Source organism: Burkholderia aenigmatica, assembly GCF_902499175.1.
GTDB lineage: Bacteria > Pseudomonadota > Gammaproteobacteria > Burkholderiales > Burkholderiaceae > Burkholderia > Burkholderia aenigmatica.
On the sequence record NZ_CABVQC010000028.1, the window covers coordinates 19,046 to 40,171 of the forward strand.

Here is a 21,126-nt window from a genome sequence, read left to right on the forward strand (position 1 = left end):
TAGCCGGGTGAAAATACGTTATGCGGTGGACATTGCGTTAATTGCATCGGCCGAGATATTCAAGCCATTACCGCGACCACGGATAAAGCCGTCCATCGAATATCGGATTCCGTCGATGTGGTGATTCCACTTGTCGACGATTATAGGCAACACGTCCCCCGTTGTTTTGTCGACCTTGTACGAGTAATTCTCGAATTCCTCTTTCGTTTTAACGCACCGTTTGTGGATAATAATCGCGTCAAAACCGCGTAAAAACGCTATTCCGTCCTCTACCGATCCACCCCATTTAGCAGCCGGCCCGATGTTAAATCCCTGCTTTGCGACATGAGCGATCGTTTCAGGGCGCGAGCAATCGGCTTTGATCTTCCATTTCCGCGCGGCGGGAATGCCGGGGTACTTCCGATCGTCGGCGCCCTTCCACTGCTTCACCTGCTCGGGGCGCATGCCGTCGCGCCCGGCGAACAGCTTCCAGATCTCGTCGAGATCGGTTTGCTTCCCGTGCGCCTCGAAGTCGATCATCAGGTCATTGCCGCGCACCCAGCAGCGGTTGAGCGTCGTCGGATCGACAGCGAACCCCCAGTCGGCGCCGAAGAAGAACCGCGCGTTCGCTGGCGTCTCGAATTCCTCGACGCGCCACTTCCCGGCGAAGATCAGCTCGTCGGAACGGCGGTTGAACTTGCCGAGCCAGATCCAGCGGTACCGATCGAGATCGGTGCGCTCCATCTTCGAGCGTTCCAGCTCGAGCTCTTCGGTGAACCACGGGTTGTCGGTGTAGTTCGCGCGGATGATCAGGACGTCGTCGTCCTCGTAGCAGCCGTCCTCGTCGAGCTGCTCGGCGTAGGGGCCAATGAGGTCGACCCACGTCGGATCGGTCTCGCGATTCGGGTTGAACGTCACCCAGATCTCCGACCCGGGCTCGCGCACCGTCGGCAGCAGCACGCCCCACGAGTCGCGCGAGACGCCTTCGGCCTCATCGACCCATGCCTTCGTGCTGCGGGCGAAGCCCTTGATGCCGTTCACGTTCCGGTAGAGACCTCGAAACGAGAAGCTGCTGCGCGTCGCCGGCACGCGGATGCTCTTCTTGCCGACAACGAAGGAGCCGCTTAGATCGCGGCGCTCGATCTCTTCGGACAGCTCGGCGTGGCTCGACTCTTCGATCGAGTTCTGGATCTCGCGAAGGCAGAGCACGCGCTCGCGCCGCGCCGATGCCTGGGCAGTGAGGATCGACACGACGGTGCGAGTCTTCGCCGAGCCGCGGCCGCCGTACACGATCTTCATCCGCTTCGGGTAGATCAGCCGCTCGAGCTTTTCCGGAATGAGGACGGTGGGCTCGGCATCCGTTTCGTTGCCCGCGACGTCGACGCGCTTGATGACCTCGCGCTGCATGTTGCAGATGCCGAACACGGCGGGCTCGGCCTTCGTGGCGATGCCCTTGAAGTAGCGCTCAACGCGATCGATGGCGCCGCGCGAAATGCGCCGGCGGGTCAAGGGCGCAGCCGTCCGTTGTACATCGCACGCTGAAGCTGCCGAACGCGATCGCGATAGGCGGTCGCCAACGGCACGCCAAGGTCGGCGTCGGCCCCGCCGCTTTCGGCGGTGAGGTAGGCACCGAGGTGCTCGATTGCGATACGCACGACGGCCGCCTGAGCAGGCGACAGCGTCGCGCCGTTGATGGTGATGATCGGCTCGCCAGTCGGGACGCCCATGATCACTGCCCCTCGGCGAGCTGCTTCTCGATGGCGGCCAGGCGGTCAGCCAGCTCGCTGATCTCGAGCACGTCCAGCTTCGCGCGGATCATGTTCACGAGCTGCTGGCCGACGTCGGGCGAAACCTTGCCGGCAGCCACCGCGCGCAGCACGGCGTCGACCTGCTCGACGGGCCTGCCGTTCTCCGGAAAATCAAACTGCACCGACGGCGCGACGGGCTTCGCCGCCGGCGCGACGCGCGTCAGCAGCTCCTTCATCATCATCGTGTCTCGGCCATCGATCGCGAGCTCGGCGACCTTCTTGTAGAAGCCCTTCTCGTTGAGCTTCGTCTGTTCCTTGATCGCCTCGAGGATCTTCGTGCGCATTTCCTTGCCGCGGCGCTTGGCCGGCTGGCGGTCTGCGCTGAAGCGGGTCGCGGGGTTGCCGAATTCTTTTCCGTTTTCCATACCGTTCCTTCGGGAGGTGGGCGCCCGTGTCGCAGGTGCCAGCGGCCGAGTACGCATCGGCGTAGCGCGGTGCTCAGATGGCCGGCTGCGCCACGGCGCGCACGAGCGCCATGATCCCGGTCTGGATGTCCGTCTTGCCGATCGCCGCCCAGCGTTGCGGCTCGGCAGCGAGGAACCGGCGGAGCTCGATACATTCGCCGCTCGCGCCCTGCTGCCACGGTTCGTGCGTCGTGCTCACCTTCGCGGCGCACGTCAGCGTCTCGCGCTGCGTGTCGAGGAAGCCGGCGAGCCGCGCCTGCAGGTGCAGCAGCTCTTCACCCTTCGCCTTGATCTCGTTCATGAGGTCGATCTCGGCCTGCGACAGATCGCGATAGCCCTTGATACGCTGGTGCTGGTTGTCCATCTGGTGTGCTCCTGGTCAGTGCTGCTGGTTGTCGCGCCAGTCGACGAACGGCCGGCGCAGGAAGTGGTGGAAGCGATCGATCGCGTGCTGATCGGTTGCGAGCTCGCGCCGCGACTCGACCTTGCACACGGTGCGGATGAACGTCGCGGCCTCGTCGACCGTGACCGGATCGCCGTTGACGTAGGTGCCGACCCACTCGCGGAACTGCGGGTCGCGCGTCAGGTTGCAGGCGAGCTGGAAGGCGTTAAGCGTCGGTTTGCCTGCGAGTCGCACGGGGTTCATTGCGCGCCTCGCTCGGTGACGATCGACGTGCGGACGACACGGCGCGCGATCCGCTCGATCGCCGCGTCGGAAGGTACGCGGCCGGTAAGCCACGCCCAAGCCTTCAGCGCCGCGAGCGCGGGCCGAAACCACCAGGCGACACGGCAGCGGATGGTGATCGTGATTTGTTCGGCCATGATCAAACGCCCTCCACGGCAAGCGCGACGGGCGGCATCGTATGGCCGACGACGAACAGCATCACCGGCGCGCCAGCTGCCAGCGCGGCAAGCTCCTCGGCGTTCGGCCGCCAGAACGACACGACATGCGTAATGCTGCCGTCGACGACGCGCGTGATCGGCAGCGCACCGACGGGCAATTCACCCTGGTCCCAGCCCTTCGGCGCGCCGAGGACCGCGTTGTTCGATGGGTGTTGCATGCGCTCCATGTCACACCTCCAGCGGATCGGCGACCGGCATATCGAGCGCGAGCCCGGCCTGCGGTTGCTCGACGACGATCGGCGTGATGGTGACGATCACGCGGGCCTCGCCGTCCGGCTCCGCGCGCTCGGCGGTGATGCGGCGCACCCACGCATCGTCCTCGAACGCGATGCCCTTCATCGCGTCGAGCAGCACCTTCTGCGCGTTGTCCAGGTCGAGGCATTGCACGGTGTCGTCCCATGCGGCGCCGTGCTTGCGCTGGCGCGTCTTCCAGTCGAGCGGCCGGTGCGGGAACAGCGTGTATGCGATCGCAACGCGGCCCGCGATCGGCTTGCGCACGCCGGCCGCGCGCAGCAGCCAGCCGACCTCATCCTTGAACGCCTTCGCCTCGGCGCTGACATAGGTGCTAACGATGGCCGGGCCGCCCTTCGGCGTGATCACGCGGGTGCGCCAGTAGCGGTTCGCACTGATCGGGTACGGGAGCTTGACGGTCAGCATGGCGCGACCTCCGCGCGGCGCGCTTCCTCGACGCGGCGCATGCGCTCGGCGATCATGCGCAGCACCTCGCACTCGGTGTCGGTCAGTGCGAGGCCGGGCGCGTTCAGCTGCAGCTCAGAAGGACGAATGGTGATGGCCGGGCGCGCGCCATCGGCCGCGACGTACATCGCGCCGACGATCGCGTGATGCACGGCGTCGACGAACTGCACGGGCTTCATCTTCGACCGGTCGATCGCCGCGACGCCGCGCGCGATCTCGAGGGCGTGCCGATCCCATTCGGCCTTGGTGCGCATGCTCATCGTGCGGCCTCCATCGGCGGAATCAGATCAAAGCGACGCAGCTCTTTGCGCACCGGGTTCTGCGCGATCTCGTGCAGCGTCGCGAGGAACTCGGGCTCGGCGTACACGCCGGTCTGTTCGATCTGCAGCAGCAGCTCGAGCGCGCCGATCCGGATCGCGCGGACCTGGTCGGGGGAAGGAAGTGCCGGGGCCTGGCTCATGCATCGGTCTCCGAGAAGTGGGGTTCAGCGTGCGACGGGCCGGTGACTGGGCCCGTCGGGATGTCGTACTGCCTGCCGATCTCGCGCGTCAGCTCGATCAGCTCGTTCTCTGCGGCGAGGATTGCCGCGTATCCCGCGCCCTGGCTGCGCAGGAGCTTCACGCGATCGACGATCGCGGCGTTCTGGTTCAGCACCGAGGTGATGGCGTCGTTGCTCGCGGACGAGCCGCGGAAGTGGCACGCGCAGTACCACTTCCCCGACACGCCGAACGAGCCGAGCATCGGGCAGCCGTATGCGGCGCAGCTGCCTGCGGCGACGCCGTCGGCGCTCATCGCGCAGTCCCGCCTGCGAGGGACACGATCGTTGCGTCGATCGCGCGACGCAGCACGCCGTCGTGCTGGTCGAGCGCGTGCCAGCACAGCTCGGCGATCTGCCCGACGTTCAGCTGTTCGAGAAAATCCATGCGCGTGACGTCGTCGATCATCTCGGCGATCGGCGCGTCGCCACGGCCAAAGGTGAAGCGGTAGCCGCCCGGCGGGGTTTCGCGGTTGCCAGCCGCAGCCTTATCCCCGTTGGCGTGTTCGGGCGATGCATTGCCCTGGCGAGCATGCGCGGCCATCGACGGCGCCGCGCTTCGAGTGTTCTGGTTCATGCCCGCACCTCGCCACGGGTCCCGCTGGCACGACGCGGCGCACGTGGCGCCGGCCGGTGGTCATCGCAGAAGTCCGCGCCGTTGATCGAGCACGTCGCCTGCTCGCGGAAGCCCTGCTTCTCGCACATGCAGCAGAAGCGCCACTGCGCGAGCGACGCGCCGCCCACATGCACGGCGCCGACGTCGAGCAGCCCGGCAACCCGATCGACCGCCGCGCGCTTCGCCTCGGCTAGGTCGTCCGCCGCCTCACGTGCGCGGGCGGATTTTTCGAGGGAGGAACGCGCTCGCGCGCTCCCCACGCCTGCGACGATCGCCTTCAACCGCGCGAGGTTCGCTTCGACATCCACGCCCGGGGCCGGATCGGCTTCGCTCGCCAGCAAAGGCACGACGGCCTGTGCATGGGTCAGCTGCAGACGTCCAGCGCGCACGGCGTGCTCGACCGCTTCGAGCCGGCGCTGCGCGTCGAAGCCCTGCGATACGACCCATTGCGGCGTCGCGTTCAGCCCGCGATTCCGGTCGAGAATCCGCGAATACGCCGCTTTGAACGCCATCCGCGCACCGATCTCGTCGGTCGCGAACACGGGCGAAGCGATCGCCCATGCCTCGGCAATCTCCTGCGTCCAGACGACCGTCTCGCGCTCGTCGGCCGAGCGGATCGCGATGGCCCATGCCTCGTCGGCCTCCGGCCGCCCGTCGCTCATCTTCGGCAGGTGCTTCAGGATCGACGCAGGTGTCGGTGCGAACTCGCTCGCGTCGATGTGCCGCCCGATTGCGTTCAGCACCATGCGCAGCGGATACGGCGCGAGCCGATCCCAGAAGAGGCGCAGCACCTGCGGCGAGGGAAGCGGCTGGCGGGCGGCTTGGAACGCGAGGTTCAGCTCGTCCATGAATTCGCGCTTGTCGTGGTCGTTCACGGTCAGTGCTCCATGTCGATGACGTTCGGGTCGTCGGTGGGGACGCCAGCGAGGAATGCGGCGGCGTTCGCTTCGCTGATCGCGTCGCGCTTCTGCGCGGCGCTCATGCGCGGTTGCTGGGGAGGGGCGTCCATCGTCGCGAGGACGCGGTCGACGTACGCCGGAAGGAACGCGATCGAGGTCTTCGCCTCGGCCTGCGCCTTCTTGACGGCACGATCCATGTGGCCGCACGTGATGCCGGCGATCGTCCATGCCGCGAACAGCGGGAATGCCTTCCTCCGGTCGTGCACGCTCGTCGGGTCGATCTCGACGCCGTGACGCTCGGCGAAGTAGCGGATCCACTCGGCGTTGTCGCGAGGGACCAGGTCGTCTTCAGGTGACACGTCACCGGTGACACATGCGGGTGTACCACTGACGATGACAGTACCGTCTGGTTTACTCCCTTCCTCTCCATTCGACTCGACTCCATTCGACTCCGTAGTCGAGTCACCAGCGACGTACCTTGCGTCACCTTGCGTCACCTTCGCGTCACCGTCCGGCTTTTTGCCTCGGCACGACGTGCAGACAAGGCGGTAAGTCCTTGCGTCATGCGGGTTTTCGGGCGATGCGTCAGTGACGCGCAGCAACGTGACACCGGGTGCGTCACCGCAGGAGTGACACGTGTCACCGTCGCGGTCACGCAATTTGCGGATCAACAGCTGTCGCTGCTTTCCACCCAGCCTTTTAGGGTGACGCGCGTCACCTTGCGTCACCGCGTCACCTGCGTCACCGACCGGGTGACGCATCGTCGGCTGGTCGATGCGCTGGTGGTGCCATCCGGTGACGTGCCAGAACTCGCGGCCCTCGGCTTCGTATTCGGCGAGCAGCCCCTGTTCGATCAGCTCGTCGATCCAGCGCATCATCGCGTCCATGGTCGCGTCGTCGTCGCCGGGGAATACCTCGGCCTTCAGCGTCTTCACGCTGGCCGGGTGGTTGCCGCCGTCGTCGCAAAAATTCCAGAGGCCAACGAACAGGCAGCGCGCGTCGCGCGAGCAGTTCATCACCTGCTCGGACGTCCAATACTCGGGTTTGATTGAGCGGATGCGTGCCACGTCAGCACCCCGCCGTGGTGAGGAGATTCGGGATGTCGATCACGCTTTCCTCCCGCGCGCCGGCGGCCACGGCAACGTCAGGCGCAATGCCTTCTGCCTCACACCGCCGATAGGGTGACGAGGAAACAGCGGCTGCAGCGCGGCAGGCGTGCGGGCGCGCGGCACTTCGCGAACGAGTGCCTGTACTTCGGTTGTGGTCCAGCGGCTCAAGCTGTCCTCCATTGGTTCACGATGAGGAGAGCTTCGCGCAGGGATTGAAAATGCAGAAACGTTTGGAGGCGCATCAGCAGAGCCTCCACGCGCCGCCGAACGCGAACCAGATGACGCACGCCATCCAGGCGTCGATGTAGAGATCAACCACGGGGCCCCTCCTTTCGCACGGGCGCTGCATCGGGCCGGTGGCGCTCGATCATCCAGAGGTCGTCAGCGCCGTACGCGAGGTGATCGCGCGGCGGATCGCGGAACACGAAGAGGAATCGGCCGTCTTCCTCGCCCAGGTATTCCATGGGGCGGCCGAGCTTACGGGTGAACAGCTTGCCGACGTCACGCGCCGTGAGCTTCATGCAGCACCTCGCTGCGCGAACGCCTGCTGGACGAACTCGCCGAGGGCCTGTTGGCTCATGCGGCGGTACTCGTCAATCGCGCGGCGCTCCTGCAGCGCAAGCCACTGGCGCGGGTAGTCGCAGCCTGTGAACATGCAGAACAGGTGAAGCTTCGTCGCGGGGAACGGCCGGCGACCGGCGACCAGGTCGGCGAAGTGCGGATAGTGGATGTCGCAGTTGCGCGCGAGCGTCTTGCGATCGAAGCGGCGCAGGCCAAGCTCGAGCGCACGCTCGAGGCATGCCTCGAACGTCATCGATTCGATGTCCGTCTCGGGCAGCGTCGCGGCCTGTATCCACGGCGCAAACATCCTGAATTCGGTCTGGTTCATACGAAAAATCAATCGTTACCCAGTTGATTACCCACTTGATTACCCAGTTGGACCGCGGGCGAAATAAAAGCCGGGGCTCGCCCGGCTGGCGCGGTTACGCCGGGATCTGTGCGGCTTCGGGATGAGGTTTGTGCGGGACGTCGCCGGAACTGGCGGTGTCATCGGGCAGATGCACGCCCGCGCAATCGGCTGGCGTCACCTCGCCGTTCGTGACGCTCTGGATCTGGAGTGCCTGTTCGAGCGTGATGCTCGTGCGGCCACGGAACCACTGACTGACCTGCGATTGGCTGACCGGCGGGGTAAGCATCGCGCCGAGCGCTGCCTGAGTGAGCTTGTGCTCGCGCATGTATGCATCGAGTCGCATAGCGCCTCCTTAGTAGCAATGCTCCTATTGTAACCAAGAAGTATTGCTTTTCAAGTGGCACGTTAGAAAAGTAGCCCCTCTAATAGAATCGGATCATGGACAAGACCACAAAGCGCCGAGAGCTGACGGCGGAAGAAAAGCAGGACGTGGCGCGGCTGAAGGCCGCGTGGCTGGCCTATAAGGATCGCAACGAGGGTGCGACGCAGGAATGGCTCGGCCGGGAAACCGGGATCGGCTCACAGGGCGCCGTCGGGCAATATCTGCGCGGCGTGATCCCGCTCAACTTGCCGGCCCTGCTTTCGTTCGCGCGGGTTCTCGGCATGCGGCCGGCAGACATCAGCCCGACGCTGTCGGGCCTGGTGCCGTCGAACGATGGCCCTGTCGGCACCCCCATAATTCCAATCGAGCACGGCGCCGAGACGCCAGACGGATACGTGGCAATTCCCCAATACAACCTGCAGTGCGAGGCCGGCAGCGGTCATATTCAATGGGAAATCGAGCGCGAGGTCGAGCCGAGCACGTACTCGTTGCGTTATCTCCGCGACCAGGGCATTAAGCCGCAGAACGCGCGCCGCGTGAAGATCACGGGCGATAGCATGGAACCTACACTCTACGACGGTGATTCAGCGCTGATCGATTGTGGGGATACAGCAGTTCGTGACGGCAAGGTTTACGCGCTGCGTTACGGCGACGGGTTCCGCGTGAAGCGGATCCTGAAAAAATACGACGGCTCGCTCGTATTGGTGAGCGACAACAAGAAATACGCAGAAGAGACAATCAGCGCCGAGCAGGCAGCGCAGTTCATCACCATTTTGGGCCGCGTGCGTGATCGCAGTGGCAGCGGAGGTCTTGAGTGAAACACGTCCGAATCGTGATGTGCCTATTTGCAGCCAGCTGCGCGATTGCCGCCCCATCGTGGGCCCAATCCAATCAGTTCCAGCTCGACCAAGTGCGCTCGCGACTTGCACAAGCGAAAGCTGATCGAGCAGCCTCGGATGCGGCGACACATGCTGAGCGGGAAGCCCGTTACGAGCAGGCGTCCGCGGAGGAACAACGGCGCCGTGACGCAATGCCCGCGCCGACAGAATGCCAAATGAAGTCGCGATACGTCGAGGCTGTCGTCTCGAATCGTCAGAATGGGCTTCCCGAATCCTCCAATCCCGATCTCTTCGGCTCTAAGCTCAACGCCGATTGGAAGCTGCGCGTTCGACATCGCATCTATACCGACGCCAATCTTGCATTGAGCGATCCGGCCCGCCTGAGCGTGCAGGTCTATCGCGAATGCGAAGCCGCCACCAGGCCAGCGCCCGAACAGTACCGCGGTGCGTTCTCGATGCCACCGAAGAAGTAGCCGCCCCGCACGCCCATCAAAGCCCCGCCCCGCGCGGGGCTTTTTCGTTTCCGGGATCAATCGCAGCCAGTGCTGATCTCGGCGAATTGAAATAGAAGCATTGCTCTTGACATTAAAAGCAGCCCTGCTACTATTCACATCCAGAAGCAATGCTTTTGGAGAAGCCAAATGTTCCCGATCCCCACCGCAACCCCCAACGTCCGCACGACGCCCGCCCGCATCGATACCTATGCGGACCGCGTGCAGGCGGACGCTGACGCGCGCGTCCAAGCCGAAGAAGCCGCCTTCGAGCGCGCATCGGCCGAAGTCGAGATCGACGACGTGATCGACGCGATGGCGGAGCTGCCCGCCGGCTTCCGCGCGAAGGTGATGAACGCGTTCCTCGACAAGTCGGACCGCGCGCACTTCACCTACCTGCTCGGGATCATGTTTGAGGACGCGTTCGCCGCGGCCGCCGAAGGCGTCGCGAAGCGCAAGGGGTACTGAGCATGCACTCGATCCAGTTTTTCGTCGTCGGCGTGCTCGCTGTGAGCGTGCTGACGCTGGTGATCCTGATCGCCGACGCGATCAAGCGCATCGGCCGAGACGACCACCACCGCGGCTGAGCCTCGCGCCACACCGAGAGACCACATGGACAACATCAATCGCTTGCCGGGGCCGGTCGGCTTCGTCAACGAAGAGGCGCTGAAGCAGATGCTTTCTGGAGAAAGCGTCCAGTGCAAGCTGTCGCGCATGAAGTCGGGCTGCATGGTGTACCCGCTGTTCGACGCGGCTGCGGCTGACGATGCGCTGCTCGCCCTCGAAATGGTCGCCGCCGAGGACGACGCTGGGAACGGCCGTCTCACTTCCGGCGTTCGGGCGGTCATCAACGAAGTGCTGATCAAGGCCGGCCGCAAGGCTGCGCCGGAGCCGGTGCGGCACTTCCGCGCCTGCGGGGAGGGTCTGTGATGCGCACCCCTCTCAACAGCCTAACGCCTGTATTGCGCAATTACAGCCGATCGGTTGTATCGCGGCCGGCAAACGACAACGCGCTGCTGCGCGCCGCCGGGCGGGTTTCCCGCATGCGTCGTGCCGCCGAGGCCGGCGTGTGGATGGCCGCCTACGGCTTCGCGATCGCGGGCCTCTGGTACGGCTCGCTCGTCGCCGGCCCGTATCTGCGGAGCCTCGGATGAGCCTGATCAACAACCTGTGCTCGGCGCTCGACCGTCTTTACGAGCGCCACCCCGTCCGCGCCATCGCGCTGATGATCGTCATCGCCTTCGCGTGCATGGTCGCGATCGCGGTGCTCAACCAAGACGGCACATCCGTCTTATCTATCCCCGTGAGGACCGCATGACCACTACCACCGAACTGACCGTCGTCGAGCGCGCCGCCGTTGCGCTGACGTCGACCGAGCGCGAAACGTCGCTGCGCGAGCTCGTCGCGAAATCGACCGACATGGTCGAGATCAAGAACGCTGCAGCGCGCGACCAGGTGCACAGCGCTGCGATGGTGCTGCGCACCGCGCGCACCGACATCAAGAAGGCGGCGAAGGCCGCGCGCGACGACGCAAACGCGTTCTCGACGGCGGTCATCGCCGAAGAGAACCGCCTGATCGCGATCACCGAGCCCGAAGAGAAGCGCCTGATCCGTCTGCGCGACGTGTGGGACGAGGCACGCGAAGCCGAGAAGCGCGCGAAGTTGGAAGCCGAGCAGCGGCGCGTCGCCGCGATCCGCGAGCACATCGACGACATCCGCGCGATCGCAGTGCGCGTCGCCGGCCGCACGGCCGCCCAAATCCAGATCGAGATCACCGACCTCGTCGCGATCGAGATCGACGTGCCGCGCTTCGCCGAACTGACCGGCGAAGCCGAAATGGCGCGCGGCACGACACTCGACAAGCTGCGCGAGCTGCACGCGGCGGCCGTCGCACAGGAAGCCGAAGCTGCGCGGCTCGCCGCCGAGCGCGAGGAGCTGGACCGCCAGCGTGCCGAGCTGGAAGCGCAGCGCCAGCGCGACGAGGCCGAGCGCACGGAACGCGAACGCGTCGAAGCCGCGGCGCGCGCTGAACATGAGCGTGCCGAGGCCGCCGAACGCGCCGAGCAGGAACGCGTCGAGCGCGAGCGTCGCGACGCCGAGGAAGCGGCGCGCCGCGCGCAACAGGAACGCGAGGACGCGGAGCGCCGCGCTGCGATCGCCGCCGAGGATGCGCGCCTCGCGAACGAGCGCGCGGAAATGGCGCGCCGGCAGGCTGAGCTCGACCGCGCCGAGCGCGAGCAGCGCGAACGCGAGGAAGCGGCTCTGCGTGAGGCGGCCGAACTCGCGGCGCAGGCCGAACGCGACCGCGTCGCGCGTGAGCGCGCGGACAACCGCGCGGCGATGCTGGCGCCGGGCCATACCGGCGGCACGTGGTCGATCGGCAAGACCGGCGGGTGCGTCGTCACGACGGCAGAGATCGCCGGCTGCCCGGGCAGCGGGCACAACGATGCCGAGTACTACGGCGGAAATCTGATCTGCGAAAGCGTCTACCGCCCCGCCGATGCACACCTGATCGCGGCCGCGCCGGCCCTGCTCGCAGCTCTGCAGGCAATGGTGCACAAGGCCACGAAGCAGAACTGGAACGATGCGTATCCCGAGCAGCTCGCGCAGGCATTCGCCGCGATCGAGAAGGCCACGTACGTCCCCGCCGAAGAAACCGCAGCAGCCTGACCTACCCACCACGCGCGGCCGAGTCTCGCGCACATGGAGAAAACGCAATGTCCGACGTCATCGTCCAGCAGCAACCCGAAATCCTCACGCCGATCACCGAGATCGCGCCGGCACCCGCGTCGATCAGCTCGGTCGCGCTGATTCTCAGCGACGAGTCGATGGATCGCATGATCCGTATCGCCGATCTCATGTCGACCGGCAAAACTACCATCCCGAAGCATCTGCAGGGCAATCAGGGCGACTGTTTCGCTGTCTGCATGCAGGCCATGCAGTGGGGCATGAACCCGTTCTCTGTCGCGCAGAAAACGCACCTGGTCAACGGTACGCTCGGCTACGAAGCCCAGCTCGTCATCGCCGTGCTGAACTCGTCGCCCGCGCTCGCGACGCGCCTCAACTTCGCATGGTCGGACAACTGGGCCGGCACGAACGGGAAAACCGACAAAAGCCCCGACCGGTGGGCGCAGGTGTGGGCCACGCTGCGCGGCGAGACCGAGGCACGCCTGCGTCAGGTGACGATGGCCGAAGTTGGCGACGTCCGCAATTCGCCGAACTGGGTCGCCGACCCGAAGCAGCAGCTCGCGTATCTCACGGCGAAGCGCTGGGGGCGCCTGCACGCGCCGGACGTGATCCTCGGCGTGTACACGCCCGACGAGTTGCAGGACGGCGTCGACTACGCGACTGGCCAGCCGATCAACATGCAACGCGCGACGCCGGCGCGGATCGCAGGCAATGCGGCCGACAGCAGCCGGCCGGCGCGCACGCCCGCGCACGACGCGATCGTGAAGAAGTTGGAGGACGTCGCGCGCAATCTCGGCTTCGAGCCTTTCAAGGAAGAGTGGACGAAGCTTTCTAAGGACGACCGGTCTGCGATCGGCCTGCGCGAGCGCGATCGCATTGCGGCGATCGCTGGCGCACCGCAGGCGCAGCAGCAGGCCGACGGCGCACCGCAGGACGAGGGCACGGGCCAGCGCGAACCGGGCGGCGACGATGAATAACGCGATCGACCAGCGCACCGACGCCTGGTACGCAGCGCGTGCCGGGCGCATCACGGCCAGCCGCTTCCGCGACGCGATCGCGTTCACGGGCGGCGAGCCGGGCGACGTATACAAGACCGGCCCGAAGAAGGGCCAGCTGAAGCCGCGCCAGTCCACCGGCGCGCGCGACAAGTACATGCGCGAGATCGTGTTCGAACGGCTCGCCGCGACGTCGACGCACGAAGTCGGCGGCCGCGCGACGAAATGGGGCGAGGAAATCGAGCCGTTCGGCCGCGAGCAGGCCGAGCTCGTGACCGGCTACATCATCGCGCCCGGCGGCTTCTTCACGCACCCGCGCTACGAATTCCTCGGCGCGTCGCCCGACGGCCTGATCAGTACCGACGGCGGCTACGAATCGAAATGCCCGATGGACGAGGCCGTGCATATCAACACGCTGCTGAACGGCATGCCGGACGACCACGTCGACCAGGTGCAGGGCGGCATGCTCGTCACCGGCCGGCGCTGGTGGCTGTTCGCATCGTACGACCCGCGCGTGCCCGAACCGTACAGCCTCTACACCCAGATCGTGCCGCGCGACGACGCGTACATCGACGGCGTGCTGCTGCCCGGTCTCCTGCAGTTCGAGGCCGAGGTGAGCGCGATGATCAAACGACTTCAGGCGAGGGCTGCGTAATGGGCGAGATCGCCGAAATGATGCTGGACGGCACGCTGTGCGAAGGATGCGGCGACTACCTCGGCGACGACGGCGACGGTTCCGTGCGTCGCTGCGAAGCATGCGGACCGTTGGACGTTGACGATGCGTACGGCGCGCCGATGTCGAAGAAAGTCCGCTGCTGCCACTGTCCTCGCCTCGTCACGCGCACCGGACTGAAAGACCACATGGATGCAAAGCACCCTGGCGTTCAGCACGACGCGAAAACGCGCTGCCCGATCTGCAACAAGTCAGTGAAAACCGTCGGCCTGCCGCAGCACATGCGGGCCACGCATAAAGCCTAACTGCCCTTCCCCCTGACCAGGAGCACCCACATGTACATCGAAATCGAACGCGCGATGGCGAGGATCACCTCGGTGACGCCCATCATGGAGAAGCACGGGAAGAAGAAAAAGCGGCCCGCGCACTCGATCATCTTCGAGTTCACGATGACCAACACGGTCCTCGACACGCTCGACAACAACGGCCTGCGCGACGCGTTCTACCGCAAGCCGGCCGGCCCGAGCGTCGACCCGAAAACGCAGCAGTCGAAGATCGACACCTCGAACGTGAGCGACGGCATCTCGCAGCTGCGGTTCCCGTGGTGGCAGCAATGGATCGACATCCCGGGCGATCTCCTCGGCTGGTTGCTGACGCTGCACACGGGCAACACCGAGCGGTCGCACATCGTGCTCGACGAGGCGAAGATCAGCGCGTTCCAAGTCCTCCCGAAAGATCTCGGCATCACCCTCGTCAAGTGCAAGGCGATCGTGCACCCGACGGCGCACGAGAAAGGGAAGATCGACGAGCTGCTGCAGACGGACGTGCCGGTGTCGATCATGCCGCCGGACAGCGGCGAACAAGCGAGCTTGCTGCCTGGTACGGAGCCCGAGCAGGACGAGGAAGACGGCGACGATGGTGCCGACGCTGGAGACGGCGACGCGCAGCATGGTACCGAAGACGACACGCCGGCCGCCGCCGCTGGCGATGCTCCGCCCGAAGACCCGTTCGCCGGTACTGATCTCGCGCGCGGCGTCGTGAAGAGCGATGCGACGGTCACGACGAAGCGCTCGCGCAGCGTGGCGCCGGCCGACAAGCACGCGGATGGCAAGTGGCCCTTCCCGCGCGATGGCCAGACGCACGACGCCGGCGACGCGCCGACGGACGGCGAAAAAGCGGCCACCGAAGCCTAACGCCATGCCTTGCACGCCCTTCCGCCTGCCGGGCGGCATCACCGGAATCGTGTGCACGCGCGGCCGCAAGCGCGCGCCGCGGTGCTCGGTTCCGGGATGCCAAGCGTCGAGCGCGTTCCAGTGCGACTTCCACACGACCACGACGAAGACGTGCGACCGCCACCTGTGCGCGGTGCACGCGCACCAGGTCGGCGACGACATCCACTTCTGCCCGACGCACCTGGCCGAGTCGAGCGGCAAGAAGCAGGCGCAGGGCGAGCTTTTTTGAATTGAGGATGCAGATGAATCACCAGATCGACATCTTCGCCGCAGGCGCGCAGCGCCTGCAGATGAACGACTCCATCGAGCTGACGATCCAGTCGATGCAGGCTTACGGGCCGGCGCACGACCATTGGGGCATCGCCTGGTCGGGTGGCAAGGACAGCACCGCTACGCTGACGATCCTCTGCTGGCTGATCGACACCGGAAGGATCCCACGGCCGAAGACGCTGACCGTGTTCTACGCAGACACGCGGCAGGAACTGCCGCCGCTCGCGATCTCGGCACTCAAGATCATGGACGAGCTGCGCGACCGTCGCGTCCAGGTCGAGGTTGTGCGCGCCCCGCTCGACAAACGATTCATGGTTTACATCCTCGGCCGCGGTGTCCCGCCGCCGAACAACAACACGCTCCGCTGGTGCACGCGCCAGATCAAGATCGATCCGATGGAGGAAGCGCTGCGCCAGCGCCTCGAAGGCGTCGACGGCGGAATCCTGATGATCACCGGCGTGCGACAGGGCGAAAGTGCGATCCGCGACCGGCGCATCGAGATGAGCTGTGGCAAGGATGGCGCCGAGTGCGGCCAAGGCTGGTATCAGCAGGTTCTGCCGAACACGCGCGGCCTGCGCGGCCGCATCGCGACTCTTGCTCCGCTGTTGCACTGGCGCGTCTGCCACGTCTGGGAATGGCTTAAGCACTGGGCTCCGGAGGCCGATTTCGGCGACTGGTCGACGCGCGCGATCGCGGATGCATACGGCGGCGACGAGGCCGAAGAGCTGAACGCGCGCACGGGATGCGTAGGCTGCCCGCTGGCGCAGGAAGAGAAGGCGCTGGAAACAGTGCTCCGCAATTCACAGTGGGCCTATCTCGCCCCACTGCGCGGCATCAAGCCGCTCTGGCGCGAGCTGCGCGAGCCGCACCATCGTCTGCGGAAGCCGGGCCTCGAGAAATTGAAGAACGGCGCCGTCGCGAAGAACCCGCAGCGCCTCGGCCCGCTCACCTTCGAAGCGCGTCTGATGGCGCTCGACCGGATTCTATCGATTCAGGCCAAGTGCAACGACATCGCGCGCACCACCGGTCGCCCACTGATCGATCTGATCGACACCGAGGAGGAGGCCCGGATCCGCGAGCTTATCGCCGCGCAGACGTGGCCCCAAGGATGGGAGGGCGACGAACCGACGGGTGACGTCGTGCTCGACGTCGTGTACGCCAACGGCGCGGTGCAGCCGCGCCTCTTCAGTGAGGAAGACGCAGCATGACCACCAACACCTATGGCGGATACACGGTCGCTCAGCTGCGCAGCTTCATCGCGCACACCTTCGACACCGAGCACGGCGGCGATACGATCGACGAGCTGGCCGGCGACACCGCGGCGAGCGCAAACATCGTGCGCGACCTGCTCGACACAATCGAGCCGCAGCAGGATGGCGACCTCCTCCGTCCGGTCGCGCGCTGGGTGTACAACGCGGTGCGCGTGAATCTCGACCTGCTGCACGGAATCTGCGGCGAGTTCGGTTGCCCGCAGGGCGCCGACGTCGCGACGTGGTTGCGCGCACGGCTCGCGGGCGCAACAGCGCCGTGCCAGTGCAGCGGCCTGGGCCCGTGCGAGCAGCGCACCGACGGTTCGTGCCGGCTGCAGCGTGAGGTCGATGCGTCGATTCCCACCGGCGTTCTCGCCGCACTCAACCGCATGTGCACGCCGCTCGACGAATCGGTGCTGTGCGGCGCGACGGCGGCCGCTGACGCGCACTCGATGAGTGTGATCCGGGATTACGTGCTGCGTGGTGGCGCTGCACCGTTGGGTGCCGAGGTAACGGCGGCCGCACGCGACGTCCTCGTCGAGCGCCGCCGGCAAGTCGAGGCGGAAGGCTGGACGCCAGAGCACGACGACCATCACGCAGACGGCAGCATCGCGCTCGCCGCAGCCTGCTATGCGGTGGCGGACAACGAGAATTATCCGCTCGCCGAAGCGCCCGATCTCTGGCCGTGGGATCTCGACTGGTGGAAACCGTCGACTGAGCGCCGCAATCTCGTGAAGGCTGGCGCGCTGATCCTCGCCGAGATCGAGCGGATCGACCGCGCGGAGGCGAAAGCATGCTGACCGACGTCGAAGTGTTCGCGATCCGCGCGGCCGGGCTGCCCGAGCACCTGCGCGAGAAGCTGTATCCGGAGCTGAAGCCGCGCTGCTCGTACTGCGACGGCACGGGCGACGTGCGCGACGTGCACGACGCGACCGGTGAATGCCGCGGCGTGTGCACGGCGTGCGTCGTTGCGGGAGACGCATCGTGAGAAAAGCACGCGCGAGTGGGAAGCGCTTCCCAGAAAAATGCCTCGTCTGCCGAAAGCGGTGCCCCGAGAAGACGATGCCGGCTGCGACAGGCTGGGATTGGTTTCACGGCTATCTGCCCGCCACCGTGCATTTCTGCCCTGAGCACAAAACCGGCGAGTTACGTGATCGCCTTCTCCGGATCGGCGAGAAAAAGCCGGAAGCATGGACGAGCGACGAGCAGAAGTTTGTCGCGGCCTTCTTGGCCGAGATCAACACGTTTGGAGGTTGACCATGGCGAGCTGCTCCTACCCCACCACCCTGACGCCGGCCCTTGGCCGCGTGCTCGGCATGATGGTCTGGGAGACCGGCCCCATCGCGCACGCGCTGCGCGCCGCCGGCCATGTGATCGAGCGCACGCCGGCGGCCGAACAGGCGGCGGTGCTCCACTGGCTGACCAGCTTCGCGCTCGAGCACGGCGCGGACTGGGAGCGGCACGCGGCCGCCGCGCTGCACGCGCTCACCGAATCGAGGAGAGATTGAACATGGGCCGTCGCCGGATGTACGAACCGCGCGTGCTGAATGCCGACAACGTGTTCGCGCGGATGATCCCGGGCAAGACGTACCCCGCATACGTCATCGCCGCGAGCTTCAAGGTGCCGACGAAGGATGTGCGGCCGCACCTCGACGCGCTGATCGAGTCGGGGCGCATCGAGCACAGCCACGCGCTCGCGAAGACACTCGGCTTCCGGCGGCCGGGCCAGCTACCCGAGATGGAAGCGCCGGCGGCCGTCCACGATACCAGCATCGCTGCGGCGCCGACGCCGCCGAACCTGAATTCAACCCTGACCGGCTACGAACGCGAGATCCGCAGCTGGGTCGAACTCTGCATGATGACGAGGACACGATGATGGAAACGAACGAAGTGATCAGCGTCGCTCGCCGCGCGGTCCAGCTGTACGCGGAGACGCATCCGCGCCCGACGCAGGTCACACAGCTGCAGGCCGCCGAGATGCTGGGACTGAGCCGCGCGACCGTGAGCAAGATGGTGAAGGCCGGCCAGCTCAAGTTGAACCGGTGCGGCATGATCCCCATCGAGCAGATCGACGAGGCGCGCGCGTGCGCCTAGAGGCGGGCCGCGATGTCCTCGGCGGACTCGCGGTAGTACGTCCGGTGCAGGATCTTCAGGTCGGCGTGGCCGCTGATTTTCGCCAGCGTCATCACGTCGACCTTCCGCGACAACCGCGTCAGTGCTTCGGCTCGGGAGTCGTGAAAATGCAGTTCGGCGATCTCCGGATACGCGACGGCCAAACGATCGCGTGCTTTCCGGAACAGCGTGTCGAGCGAACCTGACGAGATCGTGAAGCACTTTTCTCGATCGGCAACAGGTTTCAGCAGGCGGATCGCATGCCGAGAGAGTGGCACCTCACGCGGCTTCCCTGTCAGATGCTGTGTTTTGTGGTCGACCGTCGCGACGCGGCGACGCAGGTTGAGCGTCGCTTCCCCCAGGCTCAAGATCTCGCCAGCACGCATCGCCGTGCGCAGTGCGACGAGAAACGCGAGCGCGGCTTCCTGACTCTTCGATTCCGGCGCGACGCCTGACCGATAGCCGAGCTGCCGACAGAGCAAGCGCACCTCGTGTGGCCGCACGCGGCGATCACGCGGCGGCGGATCGGCCGGCAGCCGGAAGCCTTCGAACGGGTTCGACTCCATCCAGTGCCATTCCTTGCGCGCGATACTGAACGCATTGCGCAGCCAGCTGATATCGCGCTGCACCGAAGCCGTCGATACGGCTGCCACCTTCTCCCCATCGCTCCCCACGAACCCTTTCAGCCGCGCGTCGCGCCATGCCGCAAGGTCGGGGGTTTTCACGTCCGCCAGTTTCCTGTCGGCGAGATCGGGGAAGTTTCGGAGGAACGCGTGCAGGCGAAGCGATTCCGGGCGCGCGCCACGCTTGCTAGGGATCACCTCGGTGTCGTACCGCACCAGCATCTCGCGCAGCGTGTGCAGGTCGGCCGGCGCGAGATCCTTGCGCTGGCGCATCTCGTGCTCGCGCATCGCGGCCCAGGCATTCGCCTCGCGCTTGGTGCGCAACACCTTGGAATCGCGTTGGCCGAGAACCGACAGCTGTACTCGCCAGCCGTCTTTGTGGGGGGTGATAGAGGCCACCGTGGGGAGTCCCGTGGGGAAAGGATGGGGACTCCATTGTACAAATTACGGCAGAACAGGCCTAGATATGCCTGTATAGATGAACAGTGCCGAGCCGCTAACCCGTTGATTATGCATACTTCTGCATGGTGGGCATTCTTGTGCAGATGTTCGTTGGTGCGTGAGGCCGGACTCGAACCGGCACACCCTTGCGGGCGTCAGGACCTAAACCTGGTGCGTCTACCAATTTCGCCACTCACGCGCATTTCTGTCGCCTGATCACGCGGCACGCAAGATGCGTTTCCACGCGCCCGGGACATCGCGCCGGCCTGGAACCGGCACGCCCGATCAGGCGAGCGCGAGATTCTACCCGATCCGCGCGGCATTGTCTCGCCCCTGCCGGCACCCGTCGTGCAGCGGTGCTAGAATGCCGCGCTCGACGTTTCGGCACCGCGCCGCCGCGCGTCCCCCGAACCCGCCCCCCACACGATTCCGCCCGTGAACTTCGACGACTACTGTCAGCAAAAGGCCGCCCCCGCGGGCTCCAGCGTCTATTACGCGCTGCGCCAGGCGCCGCTCGCCACGCAACCGCGCCTGACCGCCCTGTTCGCGCTGCGCCGCGAACTCGAGGAAACCGTCAAGGAAACCAGCGACCCGACCATCGGACACACGAAGCTCGCGTGGTGGCACAAGGAACTTGCGGCACTGGCCGACGGGCAGCCGTCGCACCCGGTCACGAAAGCGCTCGCGCAGCATCATCCGGCGATCGCCGCCGAGGCCGACGCATTGCGCACGCTCGTCAACGGTTACGGGATGGATCTCGAACAGGCGCGCTACCTCGATTTCGCGAACCTGCAGCGCTATATCGCGCAGGTCGGCGGCGTCTTCGCGTCGCTGGTCGCGCGCGCCAGCGCTGCGAACCCGGCCGACCCGCAACCGTGGGCCGCGGATGCCGGCCGCGCACTGATGCTCGCGCAATTCGTGCAGGAACTCGGCAACGACGCGCGCCACGGCCGCATCTACCTGCCGATCGACGAACTGCAGCGCTACAACGTGACCGCGGCCGATCTGCTGAACCGCCGCTACAGCCCGGCCTTCACCGAATTGCTGCAATTCCAGACGGCCCGCGCGCGCGAAGCGCTCGCGGCCGCCGAAGCGGCGATCCCCGCATCCGAACGCCGCGCGCAGCGCACGCTGCGCGCGCAGATCGCACTGACCGGCTCGCTGCTCGACGAAATCGAGCGCGACGGCTACCAGGTACTGCACCAGCGCATCGCGCTGACGCCGATCCGCAAGCTGTGGATCGCGTGGCGTGCCGCGCGCCGGCGCTGACC

At 66.0% G+C, this 21,126-nt stretch carries 38 protein-coding genes and 1 tRNA gene; 20 read left to right on the forward strand and 19 right to left on the reverse strand.

The annotated features are described in order from the left end of the window. Nucleotides 1–18: 18 nt before the first annotated feature. The 17 genes from BDO18943_RS20635 to BDO18943_RS20715 form a co-directional block, all read right to left on the reverse strand. Nucleotides 19–1,488: a PBSX family phage terminase large subunit gene (locus tag BDO18943_RS20635; protein ID WP_175023818.1), complete on the reverse strand. Its 1,470-nt coding sequence runs from the start codon at nt 1,486–1,488 to the stop codon at nt 19–21. After that, nucleotides 1,485–1,712 (reverse strand): hypothetical protein, encoded by a 228-nt coding sequence (locus tag BDO18943_RS20640; RefSeq protein WP_175023819.1) that lies wholly within the window; start codon nt 1,710–1,712, stop codon nt 1,485–1,487. The genes BDO18943_RS20635 and BDO18943_RS20640 overlap by 4 nt, the downstream gene beginning before the upstream one ends. Then, nucleotides 1,709–2,152, reverse strand: coding sequence for a hypothetical protein (locus BDO18943_RS20645; protein WP_175023820.1), 444 nt, complete (start codon nt 2,150–2,152; stop codon nt 1,709–1,711). The genes BDO18943_RS20640 and BDO18943_RS20645 overlap by 4 nt, the downstream gene beginning before the upstream one ends. 73 nt (nt 2,153–2,225) lie before the next feature. After that, nucleotides 2,226–2,555, reverse strand: coding sequence for an Acb2/Tad1 domain-containing protein (locus BDO18943_RS20650; protein WP_175023821.1), 330 nt, complete (start codon nt 2,553–2,555; stop codon nt 2,226–2,228). Nucleotides 2,556–2,570: 15 nt separating this feature from the next. Further along, nucleotides 2,571–2,837 carry a hypothetical protein gene (locus BDO18943_RS20655; protein WP_175023822.1) on the reverse strand — a complete coding sequence of 89 codons (267 nt, stop codon included), beginning with the start codon at nt 2,835–2,837 and terminating at the stop codon, nt 2,571–2,573. After that, the gene (locus BDO18943_RS20660; protein WP_175023823.1) at nt 2,834–3,013 is read right to left on the reverse strand and encodes a hypothetical protein; all 180 of its coding nucleotides are present in this window, start codon (nt 3,011–3,013) and stop codon (nt 2,834–2,836) included. The genes BDO18943_RS20655 and BDO18943_RS20660 overlap by 4 nt, the downstream gene beginning before the upstream one ends. 2 nt (nt 3,014–3,015) lie before the next feature. After that, nucleotides 3,016–3,261, reverse strand: coding sequence for a hypothetical protein (locus BDO18943_RS20665; RefSeq protein WP_175023824.1), 246 nt, complete (start codon nt 3,259–3,261; stop codon nt 3,016–3,018). Between the two features lies 1 nt (nt 3,262). Then, a complete protein-coding gene (locus tag BDO18943_RS20670) occupies nt 3,263–3,751 on the reverse strand; it encodes a RusA family crossover junction endodeoxyribonuclease (protein WP_175023825.1) in 489 nt (162 codons plus the stop codon). After that, nucleotides 3,745–4,050: a response regulator transcription factor gene (locus BDO18943_RS20675; protein WP_175023826.1), complete on the reverse strand. Its 306-nt coding sequence runs from the start codon at nt 4,048–4,050 to the stop codon at nt 3,745–3,747. Before BDO18943_RS20675 ends, BDO18943_RS20670 begins: the two co-directional genes overlap by 7 nt. Next, nucleotides 4,047–4,250 carry a hypothetical protein gene (locus BDO18943_RS20680; protein WP_175023827.1) on the reverse strand — a complete coding sequence of 68 codons (204 nt, stop codon included), beginning with the start codon at nt 4,248–4,250 and terminating at the stop codon, nt 4,047–4,049. The genes BDO18943_RS20675 and BDO18943_RS20680 overlap by 4 nt, the downstream gene beginning before the upstream one ends. Further along, nucleotides 4,247–4,582: a hypothetical protein gene (locus tag BDO18943_RS20685; protein WP_175023828.1), complete on the reverse strand. Its 336-nt coding sequence runs from the start codon at nt 4,580–4,582 to the stop codon at nt 4,247–4,249. The genes BDO18943_RS20680 and BDO18943_RS20685 overlap by 4 nt, the downstream gene beginning before the upstream one ends. Beyond that, entirely contained in the window at nt 4,579–4,902 is a 324-nt protein-coding gene (locus BDO18943_RS20690) for a hypothetical protein (RefSeq protein WP_175023829.1), read from the reverse strand. Before BDO18943_RS20690 ends, BDO18943_RS20685 begins: the two co-directional genes overlap by 4 nt. Continuing rightward, a complete protein-coding gene (locus tag BDO18943_RS20695) occupies nt 4,899–5,816 on the reverse strand; it encodes a hypothetical protein (RefSeq protein ID WP_175023830.1) in 918 nt (305 codons plus the stop codon). Before BDO18943_RS20695 ends, BDO18943_RS20690 begins: the two co-directional genes overlap by 4 nt. Before the next feature lie 2 nt (nt 5,817–5,818). Next, a complete protein-coding gene (locus tag BDO18943_RS20700; RefSeq protein ID WP_175023831.1) occupies nt 5,819–6,907 on the reverse strand; it encodes a hypothetical protein in 1,089 nt (362 codons plus the stop codon). 353 nt (nt 6,908–7,260) lie between these two features. Beyond that, complete coding sequence (locus BDO18943_RS20705; RefSeq protein ID WP_175023832.1) at nt 7,261–7,470, reverse strand: hypothetical protein; 210 nt, start codon at nt 7,468–7,470, stop codon at nt 7,261–7,263. Next, the gene (locus BDO18943_RS20710; RefSeq protein ID WP_175023833.1) at nt 7,467–7,838 is read right to left on the reverse strand and encodes a hypothetical protein; all 372 of its coding nucleotides are present in this window, start codon (nt 7,836–7,838) and stop codon (nt 7,467–7,469) included. The genes BDO18943_RS20705 and BDO18943_RS20710 overlap by 4 nt, the downstream gene beginning before the upstream one ends. A gap of 94 nt (nt 7,839–7,932) precedes the next feature. Beyond that, nucleotides 7,933–8,202 carry a helix-turn-helix domain-containing protein gene (locus BDO18943_RS20715; protein WP_205169263.1) on the reverse strand — a complete coding sequence of 90 codons (270 nt, stop codon included), beginning with the start codon at nt 8,200–8,202 and terminating at the stop codon, nt 7,933–7,935. 95 nt (nt 8,203–8,297) lie between these two features. Between BDO18943_RS20715 and BDO18943_RS20720 the strand changes: the two genes are divergently transcribed. From BDO18943_RS20720 to BDO18943_RS20810, 19 genes are all read left to right on the forward strand, one after another. Beyond that, nucleotides 8,298–9,059: a S24 family peptidase gene (locus tag BDO18943_RS20720; protein WP_175023834.1), complete on the forward strand. Its 762-nt coding sequence runs from the start codon at nt 8,298–8,300 to the stop codon at nt 9,057–9,059. Further along, nucleotides 9,056–9,553 (forward strand): hypothetical protein, encoded by a 498-nt coding sequence (locus BDO18943_RS20725; protein WP_175023835.1) that lies wholly within the window; start codon nt 9,056–9,058, stop codon nt 9,551–9,553. The genes BDO18943_RS20720 and BDO18943_RS20725 overlap by 4 nt, the downstream gene beginning before the upstream one ends. A gap of 168 nt (nt 9,554–9,721) precedes the next feature. Next, complete coding sequence (locus tag BDO18943_RS20730; protein WP_175023836.1) at nt 9,722–10,039, forward strand: hypothetical protein; 318 nt, start codon at nt 9,722–9,724, stop codon at nt 10,037–10,039. Nucleotides 10,040–10,183: 144 nt separating this feature from the next. Beyond that, nucleotides 10,184–10,501: a hypothetical protein gene (locus tag BDO18943_RS20735; RefSeq protein ID WP_175023837.1), complete on the forward strand. Its 318-nt coding sequence runs from the start codon at nt 10,184–10,186 to the stop codon at nt 10,499–10,501. Then, entirely contained in the window at nt 10,501–10,725 is a 225-nt protein-coding gene (locus BDO18943_RS20740) for a hypothetical protein (protein ID WP_175023794.1), read from the forward strand. Before BDO18943_RS20735 ends, BDO18943_RS20740 begins: the two co-directional genes overlap by 1 nt. Then, nucleotides 10,722–10,889: a hypothetical protein gene (locus BDO18943_RS20745; protein ID WP_175023838.1), complete on the forward strand. Its 168-nt coding sequence runs from the start codon at nt 10,722–10,724 to the stop codon at nt 10,887–10,889. The genes BDO18943_RS20740 and BDO18943_RS20745 overlap by 4 nt, the downstream gene beginning before the upstream one ends. After that, nucleotides 10,886–12,241, forward strand: coding sequence for a coiled-coil domain-containing protein (locus BDO18943_RS20750; protein WP_175023839.1), 1,356 nt, complete (start codon nt 10,886–10,888; stop codon nt 12,239–12,241). Before BDO18943_RS20745 ends, BDO18943_RS20750 begins: the two co-directional genes overlap by 4 nt. 47 nt (nt 12,242–12,288) lie before the next feature. Continuing rightward, on the forward strand, nt 12,289–13,236 hold the full coding sequence (locus tag BDO18943_RS20755; protein WP_205187814.1) for a RecT family recombinase: 948 nt from the start codon (nt 12,289–12,291) through the stop codon (nt 13,234–13,236). Further along, nucleotides 13,229–13,909: a lambda exonuclease family protein gene (locus BDO18943_RS20760; RefSeq protein WP_175023840.1), complete on the forward strand. Its 681-nt coding sequence runs from the start codon at nt 13,229–13,231 to the stop codon at nt 13,907–13,909. The genes BDO18943_RS20755 and BDO18943_RS20760 overlap by 8 nt, the downstream gene beginning before the upstream one ends. Then, nucleotides 13,909–14,232: a hypothetical protein gene (locus BDO18943_RS20765; protein WP_175023795.1), complete on the forward strand. Its 324-nt coding sequence runs from the start codon at nt 13,909–13,911 to the stop codon at nt 14,230–14,232. Before BDO18943_RS20760 ends, BDO18943_RS20765 begins: the two co-directional genes overlap by 1 nt. 30 nt (nt 14,233–14,262) lie before the next feature. After that, nucleotides 14,263–15,120 carry a hypothetical protein gene (locus BDO18943_RS20770; RefSeq protein ID WP_175023841.1) on the forward strand — a complete coding sequence of 286 codons (858 nt, stop codon included), beginning with the start codon at nt 14,263–14,265 and terminating at the stop codon, nt 15,118–15,120. 4 nt (nt 15,121–15,124) lie between these two features. Further along, complete coding sequence (locus BDO18943_RS20775; protein ID WP_175023842.1) at nt 15,125–15,388, forward strand: hypothetical protein; 264 nt, start codon at nt 15,125–15,127, stop codon at nt 15,386–15,388. Between the two features lie 13 nt (nt 15,389–15,401). Then, nucleotides 15,402–16,637 (forward strand): phosphoadenosine phosphosulfate reductase domain-containing protein, encoded by a 1,236-nt coding sequence (locus BDO18943_RS20780; RefSeq protein WP_175023843.1) that lies wholly within the window; start codon nt 15,402–15,404, stop codon nt 16,635–16,637. Then, the gene (locus BDO18943_RS20785; protein WP_175023844.1) at nt 16,634–17,479 is read left to right on the forward strand and encodes a hypothetical protein; all 846 of its coding nucleotides are present in this window, start codon (nt 16,634–16,636) and stop codon (nt 17,477–17,479) included. Before BDO18943_RS20780 ends, BDO18943_RS20785 begins: the two co-directional genes overlap by 4 nt. Continuing rightward, nucleotides 17,473–17,667 (forward strand): hypothetical protein, encoded by a 195-nt coding sequence (locus BDO18943_RS20790; RefSeq protein ID WP_175023845.1) that lies wholly within the window; start codon nt 17,473–17,475, stop codon nt 17,665–17,667. The genes BDO18943_RS20785 and BDO18943_RS20790 overlap by 7 nt, the downstream gene beginning before the upstream one ends. 74 nt (nt 17,668–17,741) lie before the next feature. Further along, entirely contained in the window at nt 17,742–17,936 is a 195-nt protein-coding gene (locus tag BDO18943_RS20795; protein ID WP_175023846.1) for a hypothetical protein, read from the forward strand. A gap of 2 nt (nt 17,937–17,938) precedes the next feature. Then, nucleotides 17,939–18,187, forward strand: coding sequence for a hypothetical protein (locus tag BDO18943_RS20800; protein ID WP_175023847.1), 249 nt, complete (start codon nt 17,939–17,941; stop codon nt 18,185–18,187). A gap of 2 nt (nt 18,188–18,189) precedes the next feature. Next, on the forward strand, nt 18,190–18,555 hold the full coding sequence (locus tag BDO18943_RS20805) for a hypothetical protein (RefSeq protein ID WP_175023848.1): 366 nt from the start codon (nt 18,190–18,192) through the stop codon (nt 18,553–18,555). Next, a complete protein-coding gene (locus tag BDO18943_RS20810; protein WP_175023849.1) occupies nt 18,555–18,773 on the forward strand; it encodes a helix-turn-helix domain-containing protein in 219 nt (72 codons plus the stop codon). The genes BDO18943_RS20805 and BDO18943_RS20810 overlap by 1 nt, the downstream gene beginning before the upstream one ends. Here BDO18943_RS20810 and BDO18943_RS20815 read toward each other — a convergent pair. Further along, a complete protein-coding gene (locus tag BDO18943_RS20815; RefSeq protein ID WP_175023850.1) occupies nt 18,770–19,813 on the reverse strand; it encodes a tyrosine-type recombinase/integrase in 1,044 nt (347 codons plus the stop codon). The genes BDO18943_RS20810 and BDO18943_RS20815 overlap by 4 nt on opposite strands. 154 nt (nt 19,814–19,967) lie before the next feature. Beyond that, a tRNA-Leu gene (locus BDO18943_RS20820) sits at nt 19,968–20,054 on the reverse strand. A gap of 236 nt (nt 20,055–20,290) precedes the next feature. Between BDO18943_RS20820 and hpnD the strand changes: the two genes are divergently transcribed. Continuing rightward, complete coding sequence (gene hpnD / locus BDO18943_RS20825; protein ID WP_043188045.1) at nt 20,291–21,124, forward strand: presqualene diphosphate synthase HpnD; 834 nt, start codon at nt 20,291–20,293, stop codon at nt 21,122–21,124. Nucleotides 21,125–21,126 lie beyond the last annotated feature (2 nt).

Excerpts from the sequence above, each read along its gene's own strand:
- BDO18943_RS20645 (WP_175023820.1), bottom strand. The coding sequence starts at position 2,152 with ATGGAAAACGGAAAAGAATTCGGCAACCCCGCGACCCGCTTCAGCGCA.
- BDO18943_RS20650 (WP_175023821.1), bottom strand. The coding sequence starts at position 2,555 with ATGGACAACCAGCACCAGCGTATCAAGGGCTATCGCGATCTGTCGCAG.
- BDO18943_RS20655 (WP_175023822.1), bottom strand. The coding sequence starts at position 2,837 with ATGAACCCCGTGCGACTCGCAGGCAAACCGACGCTTAACGCCTTCCAG.
- BDO18943_RS20660 (WP_175023823.1), bottom strand. The coding sequence starts at position 3,013 with ATGGCCGAACAAATCACGATCACCATCCGCTGCCGTGTCGCCTGGTGG.
- BDO18943_RS20665 (WP_175023824.1), bottom strand. The coding sequence starts at position 3,261 with ATGGAGCGCATGCAACACCCATCGAACAACGCGGTCCTCGGCGCGCCG.
- BDO18943_RS20670 (WP_175023825.1), bottom strand. The coding sequence starts at position 3,751 with ATGCTGACCGTCAAGCTCCCGTACCCGATCAGTGCGAACCGCTACTGG.
- BDO18943_RS20675 (WP_175023826.1), bottom strand. The coding sequence starts at position 4,050 with ATGAGCATGCGCACCAAGGCCGAATGGGATCGGCACGCCCTCGAGATC.
- BDO18943_RS20680 (WP_175023827.1), bottom strand. The coding sequence starts at position 4,250 with ATGAGCCAGGCCCCGGCACTTCCTTCCCCCGACCAGGTCCGCGCGATC.
- BDO18943_RS20685 (WP_175023828.1), bottom strand. The coding sequence starts at position 4,582 with ATGAGCGCCGACGGCGTCGCCGCAGGCAGCTGCGCCGCATACGGCTGC.
- BDO18943_RS20690 (WP_175023829.1), bottom strand. The coding sequence starts at position 4,902 with ATGAACCAGAACACTCGAAGCGCGGCGCCGTCGATGGCCGCGCATGCT.
- BDO18943_RS20705 (WP_175023832.1), bottom strand. The coding sequence starts at position 7,470 with ATGAAGCTCACGGCGCGTGACGTCGGCAAGCTGTTCACCCGTAAGCTC.
- BDO18943_RS20710 (WP_175023833.1), bottom strand. The coding sequence starts at position 7,838 with ATGAACCAGACCGAATTCAGGATGTTTGCGCCGTGGATACAGGCCGCG.
- BDO18943_RS20715 (WP_205169263.1), bottom strand. The coding sequence starts at position 8,202 with ATGCGACTCGATGCATACATGCGCGAGCACAAGCTCACTCAGGCAGCG.
- BDO18943_RS20720 (WP_175023834.1), top strand. The coding sequence starts at position 8,298 with ATGGACAAGACCACAAAGCGCCGAGAGCTGACGGCGGAAGAAAAGCAG.
- BDO18943_RS20730 (WP_175023836.1), top strand. The coding sequence starts at position 9,722 with ATGTTCCCGATCCCCACCGCAACCCCCAACGTCCGCACGACGCCCGCC.
- BDO18943_RS20735 (WP_175023837.1), top strand. The coding sequence starts at position 10,184 with ATGGACAACATCAATCGCTTGCCGGGGCCGGTCGGCTTCGTCAACGAA.
- BDO18943_RS20740 (WP_175023794.1), top strand. The coding sequence starts at position 10,501 with ATGCGCACCCCTCTCAACAGCCTAACGCCTGTATTGCGCAATTACAGC.
- BDO18943_RS20745 (WP_175023838.1), top strand. The coding sequence starts at position 10,722 with ATGAGCCTGATCAACAACCTGTGCTCGGCGCTCGACCGTCTTTACGAG.
- BDO18943_RS20750 (WP_175023839.1), top strand. The coding sequence starts at position 10,886 with ATGACCACTACCACCGAACTGACCGTCGTCGAGCGCGCCGCCGTTGCG.
- BDO18943_RS20755 (WP_205187814.1), top strand. The coding sequence starts at position 12,289 with ATGTCCGACGTCATCGTCCAGCAGCAACCCGAAATCCTCACGCCGATC.
- BDO18943_RS20760 (WP_175023840.1), top strand. The coding sequence starts at position 13,229 with ATGAATAACGCGATCGACCAGCGCACCGACGCCTGGTACGCAGCGCGT.
- BDO18943_RS20765 (WP_175023795.1), top strand. The coding sequence starts at position 13,909 with ATGGGCGAGATCGCCGAAATGATGCTGGACGGCACGCTGTGCGAAGGA.
- BDO18943_RS20770 (WP_175023841.1), top strand. The coding sequence starts at position 14,263 with ATGTACATCGAAATCGAACGCGCGATGGCGAGGATCACCTCGGTGACG.
- BDO18943_RS20775 (WP_175023842.1), top strand. The coding sequence starts at position 15,125 with ATGCCTTGCACGCCCTTCCGCCTGCCGGGCGGCATCACCGGAATCGTG.
- BDO18943_RS20780 (WP_175023843.1), top strand. The coding sequence starts at position 15,402 with ATGAATCACCAGATCGACATCTTCGCCGCAGGCGCGCAGCGCCTGCAG.
- BDO18943_RS20785 (WP_175023844.1), top strand. The coding sequence starts at position 16,634 with ATGACCACCAACACCTATGGCGGATACACGGTCGCTCAGCTGCGCAGC.
- BDO18943_RS20790 (WP_175023845.1), top strand. The coding sequence starts at position 17,473 with ATGCTGACCGACGTCGAAGTGTTCGCGATCCGCGCGGCCGGGCTGCCC.
- BDO18943_RS20795 (WP_175023846.1), top strand. The coding sequence starts at position 17,742 with ATGCCGGCTGCGACAGGCTGGGATTGGTTTCACGGCTATCTGCCCGCC.
- BDO18943_RS20800 (WP_175023847.1), top strand. The coding sequence starts at position 17,939 with ATGGCGAGCTGCTCCTACCCCACCACCCTGACGCCGGCCCTTGGCCGC.
- BDO18943_RS20805 (WP_175023848.1), top strand. The coding sequence starts at position 18,190 with ATGGGCCGTCGCCGGATGTACGAACCGCGCGTGCTGAATGCCGACAAC.
- BDO18943_RS20810 (WP_175023849.1), top strand. The coding sequence starts at position 18,555 with ATGGAAACGAACGAAGTGATCAGCGTCGCTCGCCGCGCGGTCCAGCTG.